This window comes from Sphingomonas sp. CFBP 13733 (genome assembly GCF_014841795.1).
GTDB classification, from domain to species: domain Bacteria; phylum Pseudomonadota; class Alphaproteobacteria; order Sphingomonadales; family Sphingomonadaceae; genus Sphingomonas; species Sphingomonas aerolata.
In genome coordinates this window covers 395,586-417,543 of sequence record NZ_JACYUP010000001.1, presented here as the reverse complement: position 1 = coordinate 417,543, position 21,958 = coordinate 395,586, and the positions used below count along the sequence as shown (strand labels likewise).

Sequence of the window (21,958 nt, the reverse complement as noted above, 5' to 3'; positions counted from 1 at the left end):
GTGTCTCGTCTCTCATACGTCGTCCCTGCGTTTGCTGGGATCTCGTGCAGCAAGGGTGCGCCCTGCGACGGGAGATCCCAGCCTTTGCTGGGATGACGGGAATTGGATGGCCCGCGCTTCCCTTCCCTACCGGCCTTTGTCAAGGCGCCCCTTTGTCAACATGGGGGAGCCTCGCTATGGACGAGCGATGCATATCCACCCGCTTATCTCCGACAGTGCCACGCTCGCCAATCTGTGCGCGCGCATGGCCGACGCCGACTATGTGTGCGTCGACACCGAATTCATGCGCGAAAGCACCTATTATCCGGAGCTCTGCCTCATCCAGATCGCCGATGACAAGGAAGCCGCCGCGATCGACCCGATGGCGCCGGGGATCGACTTGAAGCCGCTGCTCGACCTGCTCGTCGAGAATCACGACGTGCTGAAGGTCGTCCATGCCGGCGGGCAGGATATCGAGATCGTCTATAACCTCACGGGCAAGACGCCCTTCCCGCTGTTCGACACGCAGGTCGCGGCGATGGCGCTCGGCCAGGGCGAACAGATCGGCTATTCGAACCTGGTCGACAGCTGGCTCGGCATCGCGGTCGACAAGGGTGCGCGTTTTACTGACTGGGCGCGGCGCCCGCTGGATGCACGCCAGATCGAATATGCGATCGGCGACGTCACGCATCTGTCGAAGATCTTCCCCAAGATGCTCGAGCGTCTACGCAAGACCGGGCGCGGCGTGTGGCTTGACCAGGAGATGGAGCGGCTCGGCGATATCGCCAATTATGCGAACGATCCCGACCTGGCATGGAAGCGAGTCCGGATTTCGGGGCGCAAGCCCGACGTGCTCGGACGGCTTAAGGCGCTGGCGCGGTGGCGCGAGCTCGAGGCGCAGGCGAAGGATCTGCCGCGCGGGCGGATCGTCAAGGACGAGACGCTCGGCGACATGGCGGGGCATCCGCCGCGGAAACAGTCCGACCTTGCCCGCGTCCGGGGCCTTTCCGCCACCTGGGCTGGCAACGATATCGGGGCGCGGCTGATGCTCGCGATCGAGCAGGCACAGCCGCTCGGCGACGATGAGCTGCCGCCCCGCGACGATCGCAAGCCGGGCCTTGGCAAGGAGGGCTCGCTGGTCGCGGATCTGCTCAAGCTCCTTCTCAAAATCCGCTCGCGAGATATTGATGTAGCGTCGAAACTTCTTGCGAGGACCGACGAACTCGAGGCGCTGGCCGCGGGCGTGCGGACGGGCTTGCCGATGCTGGAGGGGTGGCGGTTCGACCAGTTCGGCCGCGACGCGCTGGATCTGGTCGAAGGCCGACTGGCCTTCGCGGTGATCAACGGAAAGTTGAAAATGACCCGTACGGAGGACGCGGCATGAAGCGGGCGCTGCTTGCGGTCGTGCTTGCTTCCGCCGGGTGCATGCCGGTCGAGATGCGCGACCGCACGCCCGGTGCCGCGACGCCAACCCCGCCCGGTGCCACGTGCAAGATTGAAGCCCTGGGCGATCTGATCGGCAAGCGCGCAAGCGATGCACGCGCGGATGTGATGCTGGCCCGATCGGGCGCGCGGACGCTGCGGTGGATTGCGCCGAACGACGCGGTGACGATGGACTTTCGGACCGATCGCCTGAATGTCTATGTCGACGGCGCGAGCAGGATCGAGCGTTTCACCTGCGCCTGAGCCTGACCCCGCGTTCGTCTCCGGTCAGGCGATCGCGAGCACAGGTTTCCGGCCGATCGCCGCGGCAAGCGCCGCGTGTCGCCGCTCAACGGCTTCCCCGTAGAGTCCCCGATCTGCGGGTAGCAGCGTAAGCGTCAGCGATACGCCATCATCGGTGATGCGCGAGCGAATGAGCGGTCCGGCAAGCCCGCCGCTCATTCGCTGCCCGAGACGCATCGCAAGTCCCCAGGCCGTTGCGCTCTGGATCTCTGCGGGTGTCGCCAGGCGCTCCACGGGATCAGCGGCGGCCAGGTCACCGCCAAGGCTGGTATACAGGGCTTGGGCGAGCATACCGCGACCCGGTGCGTCGATCGCGACCCAATTGCCGTGTAGCGCGACCTCGACCCCGCGCTCGGCCCGAAATTCCGGATTGGCGCGCCAACCTACATCGGCGAGGAGGCAGGCGGTGTGGCGCAAGCGCGCCACCGCCGGGGGCTCGGTAACGAACAACGGCGCGATCCAGCGATCGAGCAGATCACCATGTTCGGGAAAGCGGCCGAGCAGTCGCCCCTCCTCGCGGGCGGCTTCGATCAGGGGGTCGAGGGCCCGCGCCGCCGGCTTAAGGTCGCCGTAGAGCAGCCCTTCACGAAGGCCATAGGCGGAGACGATCGTCGTCTTGCTGCCGAGCTGGCGCATGAGAATGCCGAGCAACGCGGCGGCATCGCCGAGCGTCGCGATCCGCCCGGACGACAGGCCCGGAATGGCTTTCAGGCGTGGCTTGGACAATTGCGGGATGGTGCGGCTGAGGCGCGTCACGGTCGCCGCGGTCATCGGATATTGATGGATGATCGGCAGCGGATAGTCGGACAACTCCATATCGAGCCGCGCCAGCGCGCGCCATGATCCGCCGACAAGATACAGTGGCAGCCCCTGCCCGCGTGCGGCCCAGCCGGCGTCGCGCACGAGCCGCGCAACATGGCGCTCTAGCACTTTGCCGCGTTTCGCCCGCATCGGTCCGATACGCAGCACGCCGAGCGGGAACGAGACGCTGTCCTCAATCTTGCCACGGCGGACGCGTACGAGTTCGAGGCTGCCGCCGCCGAGATCGCCGACGATGCCATCCGCCTCAGGGATCGCAGACAGCACGCCATAGCCAGCAGCGCTCGCCTCCTGTCCGCCCGACAACGTCTCGACCTTGAGCCCCAACTCCTCTGCCGCGGCGATGAGGTCACCACCGTTCCGGGCATCGCGAACCGCTGCCGTCGCGACCGTCCGCAGCGTCGAACACTCCATCTCGCGCGCGACCGCGGCAAACCGCGCGAGTGCTACCTTAGCGGTCTTGAGTGCTGACTTTTCGATCGTTCCCGTCGCCGCCAATCCGCGGCCGAGGCCCGCCAGCACCTTCTCGTTGAACCGGATCGCCGGCAGTCTGGGCGGTCCCTGATAGACGACGAGCCGGATCGAGTTCGATCCAATGTCGATGATCCCGGTGCGCGGATGGTCGTCGACCTCAACCTTTGGCGTCGCGGTGCCGAACAGGAGGTTGGTAACGCTCATCGCTGTCGACGGAGCGAAAGCGTCGGCACGGTCGCGCTCGTGGCAAGCGATGCACCACGGCCGGAAAGAGACGGATTGGTCATGAAATACCGATGCAGGTTGAACGGACGATCGCCGGGATCGACGCGCGAATAATCGCCGTCGGGTCCTAGCTCCCAGCTTTGCTCGTTGTCGATGAGATTGGCGACCATCACCTGGTCGAGGATCTGGTCGTGCACCGTCGGGTTGAGGATCGGCAGCATATATTCGACGCGCCGATCGAAATTACGCGGCATCCAGTCGGCGGACGAGATGAACAGCTTTGCACCGTCATTCGGTAACGCCTTCCCGTTTCCGAAAGCCCAGATACGGCTGTGTTCGAGAAACCGGCCGATCACCGATTTGACGCGGATCGTTTCGGACAGGCCGGGCACACCCGGTCGGAGACAGCAGATACCGCGGATGATGAGGTCGATTTCGACCCCAGCCCCGCTTGCCTCGTACAGCTTCTCGATCACCGCAGGGTCGACCAGAGAGTTCATCTTCGCCCAGACCCCTGCCGGTCGCCCCGCGCGGGTATTGGCGATCTCGACGTCGATCAGGGTCATCAGATTCTTCCGGAGGTCCCGCGGGCTCAGGCTGACACGGGCCATGTCCGTCGGTTCGACATAGCCGGTGATGTAGTTGAACATCTGCGCGGCGTCTCGCCCGACCGCCGCGTCGGCGGTGAAGAAGCTGAGGTCAGTGTAGATCTTGGCCGTGACGGGGTGATAATTGCCGGTACCAAAATGGCAGTAGGTCCGGAACGCCTGCCCCTCTCGGCGGACGACCAGGGAGACCTTTGCATGGGTCTTCCAGTCGATGAACCCGTACACGACCTGCACCCCAGCGCGTTCCAGCGCGGAGGCCCAGACCATGTTCTGCTCTTCATCGAACCGTGCCTTGAGTTCGACCACCGCAGTGACGGATTTGCCCGCCTCGGCCGCGGCGATTAGCGCATTGATGACCGCGGGTTGCTTGCCGGCGCGGTAGAGCGTCTGCTTGATGGCGACGACATCGGGATCATTCGCCGCCTGCTTCAGGAAGGCCAGCACCACCTCGAACGTCTCATAGGGGTGGTGGACGACGATGTCCTTGGACTTGATCGCTGCGAAACAGTCACCGCCAAATTCACGGATTCGCTCCGGAAAGCGCGGCGTGAAGGGCGGGAATTTAAGATCGGGGCGATCCTCCTCGACCAGGCCGTCGAGATCGACGATGCCCAGCAGGTTACCGCTTTCGGTGATGATCGCCTCGGCCCCGCCCAGTTCATCCTTGAGCACGGCTGCCAACACGTCCGGTATGCCGGTTTCCAGCTCGAGCCGGATTACCCGGCCCCGGCGGCGGCGTTTGATCGCGTTGGCGAAATAGCGGACAAGGTCTTCCGCCTCCTCCTCGATCTCCATGTCACTGTCGCGCAGGACGCGGAAGCTCGCGGCCGCAAGAACCTCATAGCCCGGGAAAAGCACCGGCGCGAACCGCTTGAGCAGCGTCTCGATCGCGACGTAGCGCGCGGGTTCGCCAGGCAACCGCACGAAGCGCGTCATGGTGTGCGGCAACATGACAAGTTCGCGGACCGGTTCGTTGTCCGACCGGCGGACGAGGTCGAAGATCACCGATAGGCCGCGGTTCGGAATGAACGGGAACGGATGGGCGGGGTCGAGCGCCTGCGGGGTCAGGATCGGAAAGATCTGCTCGCGGAAATGTGTTTCGAGCCAGTCATCGGCTTCGCCCTCTACGGCATCGCGGCGCAGGACAAACAGCCCCGCCTCGTCGAGCAGCACCCGAAGATCACCCCAGACCGCCTGCTGGCTCTCCATCAGCGCGTCCGCTTCGCGGATGATCGCGGTCAGCTGCTGCCCGGCGGTCAAGCCGTCGGCCGAGCGACGATCGACGTCCTGCGTCTGCTGACCCTTCAGTCCGGCGACACGCACCATGAAGAACTCGTCGAGATTGGATCCCGAGATAGAGAGAAACCTAAGCCGTTCGAGCAACGGATGCGCCGGATTGCACGCCTCCTCGATAACGCGCCGATTGAACGCGAGCCAGGAAAGCTCACGGTTGAAAAATCGGTCGTTCGGCTGAGCGCCGATGGGATCGTCGTCGTCTTCCGCTTGGCGGACGATATGCGCTGGACGGTTCATCGATCCTCTGGGGTCTTAAGGTGACGTAAAAAGCGGCAGATCAAGGGCAAGTTGCGGTCGGAGGATCAGGCCAGCCTCGGTCAGGGTGGTACGTGCAAGATTAATGGACAAGCGCTTGCGGCGTTCCATGGTTTCCTGATCCAGCGCATCAACGGTTCGCGTGACGGTAATATGACTACGCTCGATTCGCGACGCGAGCCAGTCGATGAGATCGGGCCGTGCATCGACGTTGCGGCGCTCGAAAAGATGCGCAAGCAGCAGGCGCATGAGCTCGTCGTCGGGTGCACCGATCGCCGCGATCGGGCTTGCGGCGAGGCGCGATCGCAGGTCGGGAAGCTTGACCTTCCATTCCGGCGGCGCCGCGTCGGCGACGATGAGCAACGGCCTGTGCTCTTCCTGGGCCTGGTTCCAGGCGTGGAAAAGCTGTGCCTCGGGTACGCGTTCGGCGTCGTCGATGATCGTCCCGCCACTCTTGGCCGCGAAGATCCGCGCGAGCAGGCTGCGGCCCGACTTTCGCGGGCCGGTCAGGATGGCGGTCATCACCGGCCAAGTCGCCCAATGCTCCAAAGTCTGTGTCGCGCGGGCATTTGAAGGGGTTACGAGGAAGGCGTCGTCACGAGGATCCGCCGGCCAACCGAGCGGCAGCGCAATTTGAGTCATTCGGTCTGCGCTCACCCTGTCGTCGCATTGTCCGCGGGCAGGTCCGGCGGAAGAAGCTGTGCGGTCCGGCGGATCCGGATGGTCTGGCCCGAACCGAACACCTGATAGCCGCGCGCTTCGAGCGCCGCCTTGAGCGCTGCCGGATCGCCGTCATAGGCGACACGCATCAGCGACACGCCGCCGAGTGCGAGGCTGGTCGTCGCGGCCGACCGGACGCCGGGAATCGCCCGCAGCGCCGCTTCCGTCGAGGCAACCGCCGCCGCTGCGGGCGTATCGAACTGAACGGTGATCGACAGGCCGGTGCCCCCCGTCAGGACGGCCGTATTGGCATCGGCCGTTTCGTCGACCGGGATGGTTTCGGTCGCAATCGGATCGGGCGCAGGTGGCGGCGAAAGGCTGTAGTCGACCCGCAGCGTGCCGTTCCGCCGCGCCCGCTGGTACAGGTCGTCGATCCTCTTGACGCCGGTGTCCAGGAGCTGCGGCAGCCCGTCCGGGGTGCCGACACGCAGCGTGAAACGGCCGATCAACGCGTTGTCGGGGCCATGACGTGCTTCGAACACCCCGATGACCGGACCACCCGGCCATTGGCGATAGAGCGTGACGACCGGAACGATAACGTCGCTGGCGCCATATTGATCGATAATCGTCCGCCACCATCCGCGGCCGGGCCGCTGCGTCTGGCCGACGTTCAACAATAGCGCGTCGGGACCCGACCCCGACGGGCGGACATAGTCGATGCTGCTATTGCCCGTCCGATAGCGTGCCCAGGCCTGCTGCCATTCCGTCCGCTGCTCGAAGACCTGCCCGACACCGCCCGACCATTGGACCGGTATGACGAGCATCGGTTGCGACCGATCCGAATAGGTCGAAATCCCCAAGAGCGATCCCGCCCGATTACGGTCGAACAGCACGCCGAGCTTGGCGACGTAACGCTGCGGCCCGATCTGTTCGTTCTCGACGACGATACCCGAAACTAGCGAATCGAGCGTGCCGTCGGACACCAGCGCTCCGCCGCCGCCCAGCCGACTCGACAACTGCACCCAGGCCTTGCGCTGCGCCAGTCGCCAGCCGCCATAGCGGGCAGCGTCAGCGGACGGGCCCGCGACGTCGACGATGACGCCGCTGACCTCGTACGCACTCCCGCTATCGACGGGCGCTGCGCCGCGGCTGCCGCCCTCGATCTGTGCGAGCACGGCCCCGCCGCCAAGCAGGAGCGCGGCGCCGGCAAGCGCGATGGGAAGGGCACGGATACGCATCACGCGGGCCTTTTGGCGAAGCAGACGTGGAAATCCAAGCGCGATGTGGCTAGCAGCACCGATCATGACCGATACGCCAGACACCGCCACGCCCTATACCTATGCTCAAGCGGGGGTTTCGATCGCCGCCGGCAACGCGCTGGTGCGCGCGATTGCACCGCTTGCCCGCTCGACGCGACGACCCGGCGCCGATGCCGATCTCGGCGGCTTTGGTGGCCTGTTCGACCTGAAGGCGGCGGGCTTCGTCGACCCTTTGCTGGTCGCAGCGAACGATGGTGTGGGCACCAAGCTGAAGCTGGCGATCGAATGGAACCGACATGATGGCGTCGGCATCGATCTCGTTGCGATGTGCGTCAACGACCTGATCGTCCAGGGCGCCGAGCCACTGTTTTTCCTCGACTATTATGCAAGCGGCAAGCTCGACGCGGCTGTTGCGGAGCGCGTCGTCGCGTCGATCGCCCAGGGTTGCAAGACGGCCGGCTGTGCGCTGATCGGCGGCGAAACCGCGGAAATGCCGGGCATGTACGCGGCCGGCGACTATGATCTCGCCGGCTTCTGCGTCGGCGCGGTCGAGCGGACCAACATGCTGACCGGCCGCGATATCGCGGCGGGCGACGTGATGCTCGGACTGGCGTCGTCGGGCGTGCATTCGAACGGCTTCTCGCTCGTCCGCCGGCTCGCCAGCGACCGCGGTTGGAAACTCGACCGGCCGGCGCTGTTCGATCAGGACAAGCTGCTGATCGACCATCTGATGGCGCCGACTCGGATCTACGTCGCCGGCCTGCTGCCGCTTCTGCGTGAGCGCCGCATCAAGGGCCTCGCGCATATCACGGGCGGTGGCTTGCTCGAAAATATTCCACGGGTTCTGCCGCAAGGCGTTCATGCGATCGTCGATGCGGATGCCTGGGAGCAGTCCCGGCTCATGGCCTTCCTTCAGGCGCAGGGTGCTATCGAACCGGAGGAGATGGCACGGACCTTCAATTGCGGCGTCGGCATGGTCGCGATCGTCGACGCTAACGAGATGACGACGATCACCGCTGCACTGGAAGCCGCGGGCGAAACGGTATTCCCGATCGGGCGGATCGAGGCGGGGACACATGGCTGCACCGTGCGCGGTTCGGCGGGCACGTGGAGCGCGCGCGCCGACTGGACCGCGACTCATGGCTGACAGAACGCGCGTCGGTGTGCTCGTATCGGGGCGCGGATCGAACATGATCGCGCTGGTCGAGGCGTCGCGCGCTGCGAACTGTCCTTATGAGGTGGTGCTCGTCGCGTCCGACAAGCCGGAGGCGGCGGGCATCGCATGGGCAAAGGCCGAGGGGATAGCGACATTTGCGCTGTCTCCCCGCGGGTTGGGCAAACCGGCTTATGAGGCGGCGATCGATGGGGCGCTCCGGGACGCCGCGGTCGAGGTCATCGCGCTGGCCGGCTATATGCGGCTGCTCTCCGACGGATTCGTCGCGGCATGGCGCGATCGGATCGTCAATATCCATCCCTCGTTGCTCCCCAAATATAAGGGGCTCGATACGCATGCGAGAGCGATCGCGGCGGGCGATGCCACGGGAGGATGCTCGGTCCATCTGGTTACCGAGGAACTCGATGGCGGCGTCGTGCTGGGTCAGGCCGAAGTCCCGATTTTGCCAGGCGACGACGCCGGTGCGCTGGCAGATCGCGTGCTGGCCGCGGAACATGCGCTATACCCCAAGACGCTTGCCGAGTTCGTGAAACGATGAACGTCCTGCCGAAAACAGACATCTGATGAGCCGCGAAACACCGACCGAACGGCGTGAAGCCGCCGAAACGCGCCGCCGCTGGGTGACGCTGGCAGAGGTCCTCGCGGTCGCCGGTGTGCTCATCGCGGCACTCACGCTGTGGAGCAACTGGTCCGAGCGCAACGCGGACAAGGCCGAGAAGGCGAGCGCGCGTGCCAGCGAACAGCGCGAAAGCCGGCGTTTCGAAATCCGTGCCGTCGCAGCGCAGAACGGCGATTCGCTGATGTTGCTGCGCGACGACAGACATGAGATCCAGACGGCGACGATCGCGTTCCCTTCAGCGCTGGGCGTCGAACGCAAGGATGCCCTGACGGATCAGATCCAACGCGACTGGTTCGAAAAGGCCTTGCTGAAAGCCACCGACGGCGGCGCGGACGATCAGGCCGGGCGGCTGCCGGTCCTCGTTGCGGTCACCTATACCGACGGCGATGCCTCGGGCTCGGCAAGCGGGATCTACGACGTGATCTGGCGCACTAAAGCCGGTGTGTTTCCGTTTGGCCGGTCGTTGAAACTGGAAGGCCTGAAGCTCAGGCAACGTGGCGGCGATCAGGCTAGGCTAGACGCGTTATGGACACGCCAACAACGCTAGCGAGGCACCCTGCCCCTGAGACCGTCAGATTTCGCGGGTGTAGACCGGATCGGTGTACGGCGTCGTTCCGATTCTGAAGGGCCTGGTGCCGATCACGGAGAATTGCTGGCGTTCGTAGAATGCGCGGGCGCGGGTGTTCAAGCCCCACACACCCAATAGTACACGGGCGTAATCGCATTCAGCTGCGTCAGCGAGCGCCCGGTCCATCAACGCGGCGCCTAGACCTGATCCCTGCGCCTGCTTCATGAGGTAGATGCGGCGCAGTTCGATGTCGCGAGGACCGGTCTCTATCGGAAAGGCAGGCTTCGTGAGCACGGAATAGCCGATCGGCGCATGTCCAGGCTCATATTCCGCAAGCGTCACGATCGTTGCCGGATCGTCGAGCCACGCCGCGAAAGTCGCGACACTGTTGTTCCGCGTACAATGATCGACGATGTCGACGCCCGCAAAGGCTGTTGCGTAGGCGTCAAGAAACGAGGCGGCTCCGACGAGCGAGAGGGCGGGCGCATCGCCCACCGTCGCGCGTCGCAGCCGCCAGAGCATCAGCCGACGATTTCTTCGGGCTTGAAGAAATAGGCGATCTCGATCTCGGCATTCTCGTCCGAATCCGAACCGTGAACGCTATTCGCTTCGATCGACTCGGCGAGTTCCTTGCGGATCGTGCCGGGCTCGGCGTTCGCCGGGTTGGTCGCACCCATGATGTCGCGGTTGCGCTGCATCGCGTTTTCGCCCTCGAGAACCTGGACGACGACAGGGCCCGAAATCATGAACGAGACGAGCTCGCCGAAGAAGGGGCGCTCCTTGTGCACCGCGTAGAAGCCTTCGGCCTGCTCGCGGGTCATCTGGATGCGCTTCGACGCGACGACGCGCAGGCCGGCCTCCTCGAGCATCTTGGTGACCGCACCGGTCAGGTTGCGGCGGGTGGCATCGGGCTTGATGATCGAAAAGGTACGGTTCGCGGCCATGATGGTCACGGGCTCCTGTGTTGACGGGAATAGGATGCGCGGCGCTTAGGCGCGGATCGGCCCCAAGGCAACGCCTATGCCGTCCATTTTCAGGCGGCCTGCTCCCAGCGGCCGGCATCGTTCTGCTTCCAGTACCGACGCTCGACACCGTCCCGATCGCCCAGTGCCTTCCACGCCAGACGCGCCTCGCGGATCGCCTCTTCATCGAACACATGGAACACCCGCTCGAAATCGAGCGCCGCATCCCGCCAGCGGCCATCGACGATCGCGATGTTGCGCGCGGCGTTGGCCGTCGTCACGTCGCTGGCAATCAGGACGGGCTGTGCTGCGTCGTTACCCGCGCCCATGTGCGCATGCGGCAGGAAGCTATCCGGCGCATAGGACCAGAGGAGCCGATCGAGCGCGACACGCTGCGCTTCGGGTTCGGCGACGATCAACAGGCGACCGCCGGTCTGCACGACGCGTTCGGCGATCCGCGGCAGGACACGGTCGAGCGGGCTGGTCAGGTGGTAGAAATCGACCTGCATTGTGTTGCTCCCCCAAACCCAGACTGCCACCTCAGGCCGCCCCGTCATCCTGACCTCTGCCAGGATGACGGCATATCAGCCATTCAGCCTTCAAAATTGTCGGCAACGAACCGGTCGAGCAGGCGCACGCCATAACCGGTCGCGCCCTTATCGTGGTGGGTCCCCGGCTTGTCCGACCAGACCATGCCCGCGATGTCGAGATGCGCCCATTTCACGCCTTCGTCGACGAAGCGCTTGATGAACTGCGCCGCGGTGATCGACCCTGCGCCGCGCGGGCCGACATTCTTCATGTCCGCAATCGGGGAGTCGATCAGCTTGTCGTAGGCCGGCGACAGCGGGAAGCGCCACAGCGTGTCGCCGCTGGCCGTACCAGCCGCAAGCAACTGGTCCGCCAGCGCGTCGTCATTGGCGAAGATGCCGCCATTCTCGGTGCCAAGTGCAACGATCATCGCACCCGTCAGCGTCGCAAGGTCGACGATCGTCGTCGGCTGATGCGTCTTCTGCACCCAAGTTACACAGTCGCAAAGCACCAGCCGCCCTTCGGCATCGGTGTTCAGGACTTCGATCGTCTGTCCCGACATCGACGTGATGACATCACTAGGCCGCAGCGCCGCGCCATCGGGCATGTTCTCGACCAGCCCCATCACGCCGACCACATTGGCCTTGGCCTTGCGCGCCGCCAGCGCCTTCATGGCGCCAGCGACGGCCCCTGCCCCGCCCATGTCCCACTTCATGTCTTCCATGCCAGCGCCCGGCTTGATGGAGATACCACCCGAGTCGAACGTCACGCCCTTGCCGACAAGGGCGAGCGTCGGGACGTCGGCAGCGGCTCCGTTCCACTTCAGCGCCAACAGGCGGGCCTCGCGGCGCGACCCCTGGCTGACGCTCAGCAGCGAACCCATGCCGAGTTCCGCCATCTGCGCTTCGTCGAGGACGGTGATTTCGAGCCCCAGGCCTTCGACGTCCTTCGTCACCTTCTCGACAAAGCTCTCGGGATAGAGAATGTTCGGCGGCGACGTGACGAGCCACCGCGTCAGATCCATGCCACCACTCACCGCGGCCTGCTCAGCCCATGCCGCGTCGGTGCCTTCGGGGGCACCGGCGATCGTGAATGTCGTCAAGCTGGGCTTCGACGTCTCGGCAAGCTTGGTGCGATACGTGTCGTAACGCCATGCGCGCTGCAGGCCCGCTGCGGCGAACCGGGCGGCAGCCGCAGCACTCGGGGGCGTCGAGGCGGCACCCAGGTCGATCGTTACAGCAATGGCGCCTGACGTCAGCAGGCGCGCGGTGACCGCACCGCCCGCTTTCCCCCAATCCGCATCGCTGCCTGCACCGACGCCAACGAACAGGAGGTGGCGTACCGTGTCCGCGACCGGAACGAAGACCTCGATGATCGCCCCCGCTTCGCCGGTGAAGCGGGCAGCGGCCGCGGCCTGCGTCGCTACCGCCTCGACGCTATCCCCGATCGCGGTCCATCGCGTCTTGGACAGTCCGTCCTTGGCAACGGGCACGGCGAGAATGGCCGCATCGGGCTTGGCGACGGGGGTGAAATCGATCTGCATGGGGACCTCGAAAAACATTGAATAAACTGGGCTAGATGCCCCTAAGCTGATGCTGCGGAGGCGGCAAAGCAAGGTCGCGGCCGATCAAGCCTGTGGATAGCGGTGATCCGACGCACGGCGATTGCAGCAACGCGCGGACGATGCGATAGGCGGCGCGGTATGGCGGCGCCCGGCCGCAGTTCCAAAAGGGGTTGGTTCGGATCGTGTTGCGTATCGACCTTATGGCGGGTTGCGCCCTGTCGCTCGCCTTGCTCGCATCGGGACTGCTTCCAGCGTCCGCGCGCGCGCAGGATCTCCAGGCGCGTCCGGCTGCGCCGCCCCTACCGGAAACGCCGACATCGTCGACCCCAACGGACCCGGATCAGGTGCAGTTCAGCGCCAGCGGTCTCGAATATGACACCGACGCCGACATCGTCACGGCAACTGGCGAAGTCCGCATGTTCCGCCAGGGCGATCGGCTGCGCGCCGACAAGGTGGTGTGGAACCGCAAGACCGGCAAGGTGCTCGCGGCGGGCAATATCGCGGTGACCAACCCGCAGGGCGACATCGCCTATGGCGACTCGATCGAGTTGACCGACTCGCTGAAGGACGGCGTCGTCGACAATATGCTCGTCGTGCTCGAACAGGGCGGCAGGCTGGCCGCCAAGCAAGGGACGCGCGAGGCTGATGGCACGGTCGAACTGCGCAGTGCCGCATATACGCCCTGCGCCGTCGTCAACTCGGCCGGTTGCCCCAAGGAGCCAACGTGGAAGATAACCGCGGTCAGCGTCACCTATCGCCCCGACCGCAAGCGGATTTATTACGCCGGCGCGCGCCTGCACCTGTTCGGCCTTCCCAGCCTGCCGCTACCCAAATTCTCGAATCCCGTCGGCGGGGGCAGCGACAGCGGGCTGCTATCGCCCAATGGCGGATATAGCCGGGTCAACGGTTTCGAAGTCAGCATTCCCTATTATGTGAAGCTCGCGCCCAACCAGGGCCTGGTCATCACGCCGCATCTCTACACCAGCGTGCTGCCGATGCTCCAGGCCGATTATTCCGCGCTGAGCACCAGGGGCGCGTTCAGCCTGCGCGCCTATGCGACCGAAAGCCGCCGAAGCGACGATCTGACCACGGCAAATTCGGCGGACACCAGCATGGCGTTCCGCGGCTATCTCGACGGCATGGCGCGCTATCAGCTGACGCCCAACTGGAGTGTCAGCGGCTCGCTCCGCCTAACGACCGACCGGACGTTCCTGCGGCGCTACGACATCTCGCGCGACGACCGGTTGCGCAGCACGGCTAGCCTCGAGCGGATCGACGACAGCAGCTATTTTGCCCTGACCGGCTGGTACGTCCAGACGCTGCGCGTCAACGACAGCCAGGGTCAGCAGCCGATCGCGCTTCCCGAGATCGACTATCGCAAGCGCTTCGACGATGGACTGGTCGGGGGCCGCGTGCAGCTCCAGCTCAACACGCTCGCGCTGACACGCACCGACGGACAGGACACGCAGCGCGCGTTCGCCAGCGCGCAATGGGATCTTCGGCGCCTGACGAACTGGGGTCAGGAAGTCACCTTCACGGCATTCGCCCGCGCCGACGCGTACAACACGAACAACACGGACGCGACCTCGATCGTCAGTTATCGCGGACTCGGAGGGTTTCACAAGCGGGCGATCGGCGCAGCGGCCGTCGACGTGAAATGGCCGTTCATCGGCACGTTCCTCGGCGGCACGCAGCGGTTCACGCCGCGTGTCCAACTGGTCGCCGCACCGAGCATCGCCAACACGCGCATCCCCAACGAGGATTCGCGCGCCGTCGACCTCGACGATACCAACCTGTTCGCACTGAACCGGTTTGCCGGGTATGACCGGTTCGAGGATTCCTCGCGCGCTACCTATGGTGGCGAGTGGGCACTCGACCTTCCGGGGATCGCCTTCACAACGAATATCGGACAAAGCTATCGCCTGGGTACGCGGCCGACGATCCTGCCCGACGGTACGGGGCTCAGCGACCGGTTCTCCGATATTGTCGGTCGCAGTGAGTTACGGTTCCGCGACTTTGTTTCGGTGGTGCACCGCTACCGGCTCGACAAAGACAGCCTGGCGATCCGCCGCAACGAGATCGACGCCACGATCGGATCGCGCGCGACCTATGTGCTCGTCGGCTATCTCAAGCTGAACCGCAACATCGACGCCGCGATCGAGGATTTGCGCGACCGCGAGGAGATCCGGGTCGCCGGCCGTGTCCAGTTTGCCCGGTTCTGGTCGGCCTTCGGATCGGGGGTCGTCGATTTGACGAACAAGTCGGAAGATCCGCTGTCGGTCAGCGACGGTTTCAGCCCGATCCGCCACCGTGTCGGCGTGCAGTATGAAGACGATTGCCTGCGGCTTGGCGCGACGTGGCGGCGGACGTACAACGATACCGGTGATGCGCGGAAGGGGAACAGTTTCCTGCTGACGCTGGCCTTCACCAATCTTGGCCGCTAAGCCCGCATTCAGCTAAGCCAGGGTAGGCCGCGCGGCACGTGCGATGATACGCGATGATGGGATACCGACACCTTGAAGCATGATGTTCGACTGACGGCGCGTGGTGGCCGCGTAATCGGCGCTGTGGTCCTTGCCGCACTGACCGCAAGCGCCATTGCCCAGACCGCGCCAACGCCTGCGCCCGCTGGAGGATCCGGCCAGACCGTGTCCGATCAGAGCGTGCCCGACAATACCGGGCTTAATCTGCCGACGAATCTTCAGATCTTCGGCAAGGTTGATCCGAACGTCCGCAAGCCGACGGCGATCGTCAACGACTCCGTGATCACCGGCACCGACGTCGATCAGCGCGTCGCCTTGATCGCGATGGCCAACGAGGGCGCCAAGCTCTCGCCCGAAGACCGCGACCGGTTGAAGCTTCAGGTCCTGCGGCAGCTGATCGACGAGACGTTGCAGATCCAGGAGGCGAAGACCGCCGACATCACGATCACGCCTGCCGAACTCACGCAGAGCTATGACGCGGTGTCGAAGCGGTTCAACCGGACCCCTGCCACCATGGCGGCCTATCTGCGGCAGACTGGCTCGTCGGATCGCTCGCTCAAGCGTCAGATCGAAGGCGAACTGGCTTGGCAGCGCTATCTGCGGCGCCGCGTCGAGCCCTTCGTCAACGTCGGCGACGAGGAGGTCAAAGGCATCATCGACCGTCTCGAGGCGGCCAAGGGTACGGACGAGTTCAACCTGAAGGAAATCTACCTCGCCGGGAATGCGACGAACGGGCAACAGGTCTATGCCAATGCCCGCCAGCTGATCCAGGAAATCCAGAAGGGCACGCAGCCGTTCGAGTCCTATGCGCGGCAATTCTCCGAGGCGTCGACCCGCGCGGTCGGCGGCGACCTTGGCTGGGTTCGCGCATCGACGCTGCCGCCGGAGCTCGCCCAGGCGACGCAGTCGATGCAGGTCGGCCAGGTGGCCGGTCCGATCGAGGTGTCGGGCGGCTATTCGATCCTGTACCTGACCGACAAGCGCCAGGTGCTGACCGCCGACCCACGCGACGCGCGGCTCAGCCTGAAGCAGCTGACGTTGCGCTTCCCGCCCAATACCTCGCAAGCGCAGGCCGCGGCTCGCGCCGAGGCGTTCGCTAGAGCGACGAAGGATCTGCGCGGGTGCGGCACCGTCGAAAAGGTCGCCGCGGGCATCGGCGCGGATGTTGTCGACAATGATACGGTCCGGATCCGCGATCTTCCGCCGCAGCTTCAGGAAGTGATGCTCAAGTTGCAGGTCGGCGAATCGAGTCCGCCGTTTGGGTCCGCCGAACAGGGCGTACGTGCCCTCGTCCTGTGCGGACGCGACGATCCGCAGTCAGGCAATCTGCCGAGTTCGGAGCAGATCCAGGGACAGCTCGAGCAGCAGCGCGTCAATCTGCGCGCCCAGCAGAAGCTGCGCGATCTGCGTCGTGACGCCGTCGTCGAATATCGCTGATTCTGACATGCCGCAGTCGCGCCCCCTCGCCGTCTCGATGGGCGACCCTGCGGGGATCGGACCTGAAATCATCGCCAAGGCTTGGGCCGCGCGTGTTGCGCACGATCTGCCCCCGTTCGTTGCGATCGGCGACATCCGGGCGGTCGAGCGGGTCTGGTCCGGGCCCGTGGTCCGGATCGCGGATCCTACCGAAACGGCCACGGTATTCGCCGGTGCGCTGCCGGTGCTGAGCGTCGAAGACGCGGGCGAGATCGTGCCCGGGAATCCGGATGTCGAGGGCGCCCGTTGCGCCTTGCACGCGCTCGAGCTCGCGGTGGGACTGGTCAAGACCGGAGCAGCACGCGCACTGGTCACGGGGCCGGTATCGAAGGCAAAGCTTTATGCGATTGGCTTCACCCATCCCGGGCAGACGGAGTTCGTCGCTGAACGGTTCGGCGTCGCGGGCGAGAATGCCGTGATGATGCTTGCCGGCCCGTCGCTCCGTGTCGTGCCGATCACGACGCATGTGCCGCTCGGCGACGTCGCGTCCCTGCTGTCGGTCGATCTGATCGTCGCAAAGGGGCGGGCGACGGCGCGCGGGTTGACGCGGAATTTCGGGATCGCGGCCCCGAGGCTCGCCTTTGCCGGGTTCAATCCGCATGCGGGCGAACAGGGCGCGCTCGGTCGTGAGGAGATTGATATCATCGCCCCGGCGATCGAGCTGCTGCGCGCGGAGGGCATCGATGCGACCGGGCCTTTTGCGGCGGATACATTGTTCCACCCGCGCGCGCGCGCGACCTATGACGCGGCACTTTGCTGCTATCATGACCAGGCGCTCGTGCCGCTCAAGACCATCCATTTCGACGAAGGCGTCAACATCACGCTCGGGCTGCCTATCGTGCGCACCTCGCCTGACCACGGCACGGCATTCCCGATCGCCGGTAAGGACCTTGCCGAACCGGGTGCCATGATCGCGGCGATCGCGATGGCCGGCCAGGCATCCGATCGGCGTGCCGCGCAAAGCGCCGAAAGTCGATGATCGCCCCTGCAATGGTTCTCCCCCCGCTGCGCGAGGTGATCGCGCGGCATGGCCTTAACGCCAGCAAGGCACTGGGGCAGAATTTCCTGTTCGACGGGCAATTGCTGGCGCGCATCGCCGCTGTGCCGGGTGACCTGCACGACGCTGAAGTCCTCGAGGTCGGCCCAGGTCCCGGCGGACTGACCCGCGCCCTGCTTGCGGCGGGTGCGCGCGTGACGGCGATCGAGCGGGATCATCGCTGCATTCCCGCGCTAGCCGAACTGGGCGAAGCATTCCCGGGGCAGCTAACGGTCATCGAAGGCGATGCGCTGGCGATCGACGCGGCGTCGCTGTTCACGACAAAGCCTCACATCGTTTCCAACCTGCCCTATAATGTCGGTACTGCCTTGCTGGTCGGCTGGCTGTCGGCGGACTGGGTGCCATGGTGGCAATCGCTGACGCTGATGTTCCAGAAGGAAGTCGCCGAACGGATCGTTGCTACCACGAACAGCGATCATTACGGACGCCTTGCGGTGCTCGCGCAATGGCGAAGCGCGTCGCGGATCGCGATGCCGGTCCACCGATCGGCCTTCACGCCGCCACCCAAGGTCATGTCCGCGGTCGTCCACATCACGCCACAGGCCGCGCCCGAGGGTGTCGACTTCGCCCTGCTCGAACGGCTGACCGGCGCCGCCTTTGGCCAGCGTCGCAAGATGCTCCGCCAGAGCCTGAAGTCGGTGCCTGGTGCTCTCGATGCGCTGGAGCGGATCGGGATCGATGGGACGCGACGCGCAGAGACCTTGTCGGTGCTGGATTTCGTGGCACTGGCGCGCGCTGCGAAGACACGGCCGCTCACCGTCAGCGGCTGAGGTCTTTCCGCTCAGTCCTTGGCGGGGGTCGCGGGCTTTACGACCTGCGCAGTCGTGATGGGCGGCCCCTTGGCGATGATCGCGGCAAGCTGCACTGCTTCGGGACACTGACCCTTGCAGATAGTGCGGATCTTGGCGAGGTTGTCGCGGGCCCGGACGACCGCGCCCTTCATCACCAACGCACTGCCCTGCCCCTGCAACGCGGTGACGTCATTCGGTTCGAGCAGCAGCGCCTCGCGGTAAAGGCGGATCGCCTTGCCCGGCAGTTCGCGCGCCTCTGCGACTTTGCCCAGTTCGACGAACGCCGCGCGATTGCGCGGATCGACCGCAACCGCGGTTTCGAGCATGTCGGTCGCGCCGTCGAGATTGCCGGCCGCTTTCAGGCTGCGTCCCTGTGCGAGCAGTTGCAACGACCGCGCATCAATCTGCGTATCGGGCCGTTGGCCGCTCAGCGACGTCGATACGGACACGACCGTCAGCGCGGCGGCAACGGCAACGGTCGAAAAACGCATGATGGTCTCCAGGCGGGGCACAGCGGATTTGGCTAGCATGGGCTGATAAGGCGCGCGACAAAAAATCCGTCGGTGCCGTCGCGGCCGGGCTCGAGGCGAACCCCGTGGCCATGGACAGCGCCTCCGGGCAACGACAGCGGCGCGGTCGTCCAGCCGGGATGCGCGCCCAGGAACCACGCAACCTGGTCCGTGCCTTCTGCATCGAGCAGCGAACAGACGATATATACCAATGCACCGCCCGGTTTCACCAGCGTTGCCGCGACCGACAGGACCTGCTGTTGGGTCGACTGCAATCTGGACACGCGGTCGGGCGTCAGGCGCCAGCGCGCCTCGGGATTGCGTCGCCACGTGCCTGTTCCCGAACAAGGCGCATCGACGAGCACGCCGTCCGCGCGGCCCGCCCATTCACTCAACCCCTCGATCTCGCGGGTCGGGTTGAGCAACTGCGTCTCGATGATCGCGGCGCCCGCGCGGGTCGCGCGCGGCGCCAGCCGTGACAGCCGGTTACGATCGGTATCGCAGGCCAGGACGGTACCCGTGTTCGCCATCATCGCGGCGAGCGCGAGCGTCTTGCCGCCAGCGCCCGCGCACAGGTCGACGATCCTTTGGCCGGCCTTGGCCTGCATCGCGAGCCCGACGATCTGGCTGCCCTCGTCCTGGACTTCCAGCGCACCCTCATTGAACAGCGCCAATGCCTCGACATTCGTGCCGGTCGGCAGCCGGATGCCGTCGGGAGCGTGCGGTGTCGCCTCAGCCTCGGGCAATGCGGCGAGCACGGCGGGACGATCCGCGACGAGCGTGTTGACGCGCAGGTCGAGCGTCGCACGCCCGGCAAGATCGGTGAGCGCCGCGCCATCGAGCCCCGATGCCCGCAACGCCTTGGTCAGCCATTGCGGCGCGACGCCCGCACGGGCACGCGGCTCGTCCTTGCCGATCGGTGCTGGTGCATGGGTCGAGCCGTCGAAGGTCGCGGCCAGCGCGGGATCAGCATCGGCCACCAGCAGCATCGCGGCACGACCGTTCTCGGGTCGATCCCCTGCCTTGCGGATCGCCGCATAGACGAGCTCACGCACGGCGCGACGGTCCTTCGACCCAGCGTAACGACGCGTGGCGAAGTAGCGGGCGATGAGCGTGTCCGCTGCCGCGCCACTCTCGCGGGCAGCGGCGATGATCTGGTCGAGCAGTTCGATCGCGGCCTGCGTCCGCGCCGACGGGGTCAAGGTCGTCCTCCCGGGATCGCACAATATTGGGCAGTGATTTGGTAGGGGATCATCATCATCCCCTGCCCCTACCCCCTCCCGGACGCAGAAGGGAATGATTTCAGGTATCCGCTTGCCACATTCCCGGCCGGCGGGCCCTCCCGATCCCGTTGCGGCATCGGGAGGCGTCGATGCTAGCGCGTCGGGTAGTTCGGGGCCTCGCGGGTGATCGTGACGTCGTGGACATGGCTCTCCATCAGGCCGGCACCGGTGATCTGGACGAATTCCGCGCGTGCCTGCAGATCCGGAATCGTCGCCGACCCGGTATAGCCCATCGCTGCCTTGATCCCGCCGACGAGCTGGTGGACGACGTCGCGTGCCGGACCCTTATACGCAACCTGCCCCTCGATGCCCTCGGGAACCAGCTTCAGCTGGTCCTTGATATCGCCCTGGAAGTAGCGATCCGCAGACCCGCGACCCATCGCACCGACCGAACCCATGCCACGATAGGATTTATACGCGCGTCCCTGATAGAGGAAGGTTTCGCCCGGCGCCTCGTCCGTCCCGGCGAGTAGCGACCCGATCATCACGGTCGATGCGCCTGCAGCCAGCGCCTTGGCCATGTCGCCGGACGTGCGGATACCGCCATCCGCGATCACCGGTACGCCGGCCTTGTGACCGGCCTCGGCGCAATCCATCACGGCTGTCAACTGCGGCACACCGACGCCGGCGACCACCCGCGTGGTGCAGATCGACCCCGGACCGATGCCGACCTTGATGCCGTCCGCGCCCGCGTCGATCAGCGCGCGGGTGGCGTCGCCCGTCGCGACGTTCCCGGCGACGACCTGGACCGAGTTGGACAGTTTCTTCACCCGCTCGACCGCGCGCCCCACGTCGCGGTTATGCCCATGAGCCGTGTCGATGACGATCAGGTCGCATCCGGCATCGACCAGCTGCTCCGTGCGATCGAAGCCCTTGTCGCCGACGGTCGTCGCCGCTGCCACACGCAGGCGGCCCGCTTCGTCCTTGGTCGCATCGGGGAACATGACGGCCTTTTCGATATCCTTGACCGTGATGAGGCCGACGCAGCGATACTCGGCATCGACGACCAGCAGCTTTTCGATCCGCCGCTGGTGCAGCAGCCGGCGCGCTTCCTCCTTGCCGACCTCGGTCGACACTGTTGCAAGGTTCTCGTGCGTCATGAGTTCGCTGACCGGCTGTTGCGGGTTCCCGGCAAAGCGAACGTCGCGATTGGTCAGAATCCCGACCAGCTTGCCATCCGACTCGACGACCGGAATGCCGCTGATCCGATGGCCGGCCATCAACGCCTGCGCTTCGCCCAGAGTGGCGGTCGGCTTGATCGTGATCGGGTTGACCACCATCCCCGATTCGAACCGCTTGACCTGACGGACCGCGACAACCTGCTCCTCGATCGTCAGGTTACGGTGAAGCACGCCGATGCCACCGAGCTGCGCCATGACGATCGCCATGTCCGCTTCGGTCACGGTGTCCATCGCCGAGGACAGGATCGGAATATTGAGGGCTATCCCCCGCGTTACCTGGGTCCGCGTGTCCGCCTGGCTTGGCAGCACGTCCGATTCCCCCGGATACAGAAGGACGTCGTCGAAAGTGAGGCCGAGGCGGATATCCATGAAAGCTGCCGATCCTGGGTGTGGGGTGGCGCGCCATGTAACCAAAGCGGGCGCGTACGGCTAGGCCCCTCTGCGCACGCCGTGCTATAGCCGG

The 21,958-nt window shown here is 65.4% G+C and carries 20 protein-coding genes; 9 read left to right on the top strand and 11 right to left on the bottom strand.

Going from position 1 to position 21,958, the window contains the following annotated elements; genetic code table 11:
* Positions 1 to 187 precede the first annotated feature (187 nt).
* Entirely contained in the window at positions 188 to 1,363 is a 1,176-nt protein-coding gene (gene rnd / locus IFT71_RS01635; RefSeq protein ID WP_031393380.1) for a ribonuclease D, read from the top strand.
* Complete coding sequence (locus IFT71_RS01630; protein ID WP_244654691.1) at positions 1,360 to 1,665, top strand: I78 family peptidase inhibitor; 306 nt, start codon at positions 1,360 to 1,362, stop codon at positions 1,663 to 1,665. Before rnd ends, IFT71_RS01630 begins: the two co-directional genes overlap by 4 nt.
* Positions 1,666 to 1,689: 24 nt before the next feature.
* Here the strand turns inward: IFT71_RS01630 and IFT71_RS01625 are convergent, their stop codons facing one another.
* The 4 genes from IFT71_RS01625 to IFT71_RS01610 are packed head-to-tail and all read right to left on the bottom strand — an operon-like array spanning position 1,690 to position 7,279.
* A complete protein-coding gene (locus tag IFT71_RS01625; RefSeq protein WP_056676709.1) occupies positions 1,690 to 3,201 on the bottom strand; it encodes a Ppx/GppA family phosphatase in 1,512 nt (503 codons plus the stop codon).
* Complete coding sequence (locus tag IFT71_RS01620; RefSeq protein ID WP_192138916.1) at positions 3,198 to 5,363, bottom strand: RNA degradosome polyphosphate kinase; 2,166 nt, start codon at positions 5,361 to 5,363, stop codon at positions 3,198 to 3,200. The genes IFT71_RS01625 and IFT71_RS01620 overlap by 4 nt, the downstream gene beginning before the upstream one ends.
* Before the next feature lie 15 nt (positions 5,364 to 5,378).
* Positions 5,379 to 6,023, bottom strand: coding sequence for a DnaA ATPase domain-containing protein (locus IFT71_RS01615; RefSeq protein ID WP_192138915.1), 645 nt, complete (start codon positions 6,021 to 6,023; stop codon positions 5,379 to 5,381).
* Positions 6,024 to 6,034: 11 nt separating this feature from the next.
* Positions 6,035 to 7,279, bottom strand: a complete 1,245-nt coding sequence (locus IFT71_RS01610; protein WP_192138914.1) for a heavy-metal-associated domain-containing protein — start codon at positions 7,277 to 7,279, stop codon at positions 6,035 to 6,037.
* Positions 7,280 to 7,343: 64 nt separating this feature from the next.
* On the opposite strand from IFT71_RS01610, the gene purM reads away from it, so the two are divergent.
* Genes purM through IFT71_RS01595 form a run of 3 tightly spaced genes read left to right on the top strand, consistent with a single transcriptional unit; the run spans position 7,344 to position 9,640 of the window.
* Positions 7,344 to 8,447 (top strand): phosphoribosylformylglycinamidine cyclo-ligase, encoded by a 1,104-nt coding sequence (gene purM, locus IFT71_RS01605; RefSeq protein WP_192138913.1) that lies wholly within the window; start codon positions 7,344 to 7,346, stop codon positions 8,445 to 8,447.
* A complete protein-coding gene (gene purN / locus IFT71_RS01600) occupies positions 8,440 to 9,012 on the top strand; it encodes a phosphoribosylglycinamide formyltransferase (RefSeq protein ID WP_056408321.1) in 573 nt (190 codons plus the stop codon). Before purM ends, purN begins: the two co-directional genes overlap by 8 nt.
* 25 nt (positions 9,013 to 9,037) lie before the next feature.
* Complete coding sequence (locus IFT71_RS01595) at positions 9,038 to 9,640, top strand: hypothetical protein (RefSeq protein ID WP_192138912.1); 603 nt, start codon at positions 9,038 to 9,040, stop codon at positions 9,638 to 9,640.
* Between the two features lie 24 nt (positions 9,641 to 9,664).
* Here IFT71_RS01595 and IFT71_RS01590 read toward each other — a convergent pair whose 3' ends face one another.
* The 4 genes from IFT71_RS01590 to IFT71_RS01575 all read right to left on the bottom strand — a co-directional run bounded on the left by IFT71_RS01590 (position 9,665) and on the right by IFT71_RS01575 (position 12,694).
* Positions 9,665 to 10,183, bottom strand: coding sequence for a GNAT family N-acetyltransferase (locus IFT71_RS01590; protein ID WP_192138911.1), 519 nt, complete (start codon positions 10,181 to 10,183; stop codon positions 9,665 to 9,667).
* Positions 10,183 to 10,605, bottom strand: a complete 423-nt coding sequence (gene ndk / locus IFT71_RS01585; protein ID WP_031393391.1) for a nucleoside-diphosphate kinase — start codon at positions 10,603 to 10,605, stop codon at positions 10,183 to 10,185. The genes IFT71_RS01590 and ndk overlap by 1 nt, the downstream gene beginning before the upstream one ends.
* A gap of 89 nt (positions 10,606 to 10,694) precedes the next feature.
* Positions 10,695 to 11,132 (bottom strand): DNA polymerase III subunit chi, encoded by a 438-nt coding sequence (locus IFT71_RS01580; protein WP_192138910.1) that lies wholly within the window; start codon positions 11,130 to 11,132, stop codon positions 10,695 to 10,697.
* A gap of 83 nt (positions 11,133 to 11,215) precedes the next feature.
* Entirely contained in the window at positions 11,216 to 12,694 is a 1,479-nt protein-coding gene (locus IFT71_RS01575; RefSeq protein ID WP_192138909.1) for a leucyl aminopeptidase, read from the bottom strand.
* A 221-nt stretch (positions 12,695 to 12,915) separates the two neighbouring features.
* Between IFT71_RS01575 and IFT71_RS01570 the strand changes: the two genes are divergently transcribed.
* The 4 genes from IFT71_RS01570 (at position 12,916) to rsmA (ending at position 18,501) form a co-directional block, all read left to right on the top strand.
* Positions 12,916 to 15,159 carry an LPS-assembly protein LptD gene (locus tag IFT71_RS01570; protein WP_192139242.1) on the top strand — a complete coding sequence of 748 codons (2,244 nt, stop codon included), beginning with the start codon at positions 12,916 to 12,918 and terminating at the stop codon, positions 15,157 to 15,159.
* Between the two features lie 72 nt (positions 15,160 to 15,231).
* Positions 15,232 to 16,635: a peptidylprolyl isomerase gene (locus tag IFT71_RS01565; protein WP_107933736.1), complete on the top strand. Its 1,404-nt coding sequence runs from the start codon at positions 15,232 to 15,234 to the stop codon at positions 16,633 to 16,635.
* Positions 16,636 to 16,642: 7 nt separating this feature from the next.
* On the top strand, positions 16,643 to 17,653 hold the full coding sequence (pdxA, locus tag IFT71_RS01560) for a 4-hydroxythreonine-4-phosphate dehydrogenase PdxA (protein ID WP_192138908.1): 1,011 nt from the start codon (positions 16,643 to 16,645) through the stop codon (positions 17,651 to 17,653).
* A gap of 11 nt (positions 17,654 to 17,664) precedes the next feature.
* Positions 17,665 to 18,501 (top strand): 16S rRNA (adenine(1518)-N(6)/adenine(1519)-N(6))-dimethyltransferase RsmA, encoded by an 837-nt coding sequence (rsmA, locus tag IFT71_RS01555; RefSeq protein WP_244654690.1) that lies wholly within the window; start codon positions 17,665 to 17,667, stop codon positions 18,499 to 18,501.
* An 11-nt stretch (positions 18,502 to 18,512) separates the two neighbouring features.
* On the opposite strand, the gene IFT71_RS01550 is transcribed toward rsmA, so the two are convergent.
* From IFT71_RS01550 to guaB, 3 genes are all read right to left on the bottom strand, one after another.
* A complete protein-coding gene (locus IFT71_RS01550; protein ID WP_192138906.1) occupies positions 18,513 to 19,013 on the bottom strand; it encodes a tetratricopeptide repeat protein in 501 nt (166 codons plus the stop codon).
* A gap of 32 nt (positions 19,014 to 19,045) precedes the next feature.
* Positions 19,046 to 20,233 carry an RsmB/NOP family class I SAM-dependent RNA methyltransferase gene (locus IFT71_RS01545; RefSeq protein ID WP_192138905.1) on the bottom strand — a complete coding sequence of 396 codons (1,188 nt, stop codon included), beginning with the start codon at positions 20,231 to 20,233 and terminating at the stop codon, positions 19,046 to 19,048.
* A 173-nt stretch (positions 20,234 to 20,406) separates the two neighbouring features.
* Positions 20,407 to 21,864 carry an IMP dehydrogenase gene (gene guaB, locus IFT71_RS01540; RefSeq protein ID WP_031393400.1) on the bottom strand — a complete coding sequence of 486 codons (1,458 nt, stop codon included), beginning with the start codon at positions 21,862 to 21,864 and terminating at the stop codon, positions 20,407 to 20,409.
* Between the last annotated feature and the right edge of the window lie 94 nt (positions 21,865 to 21,958).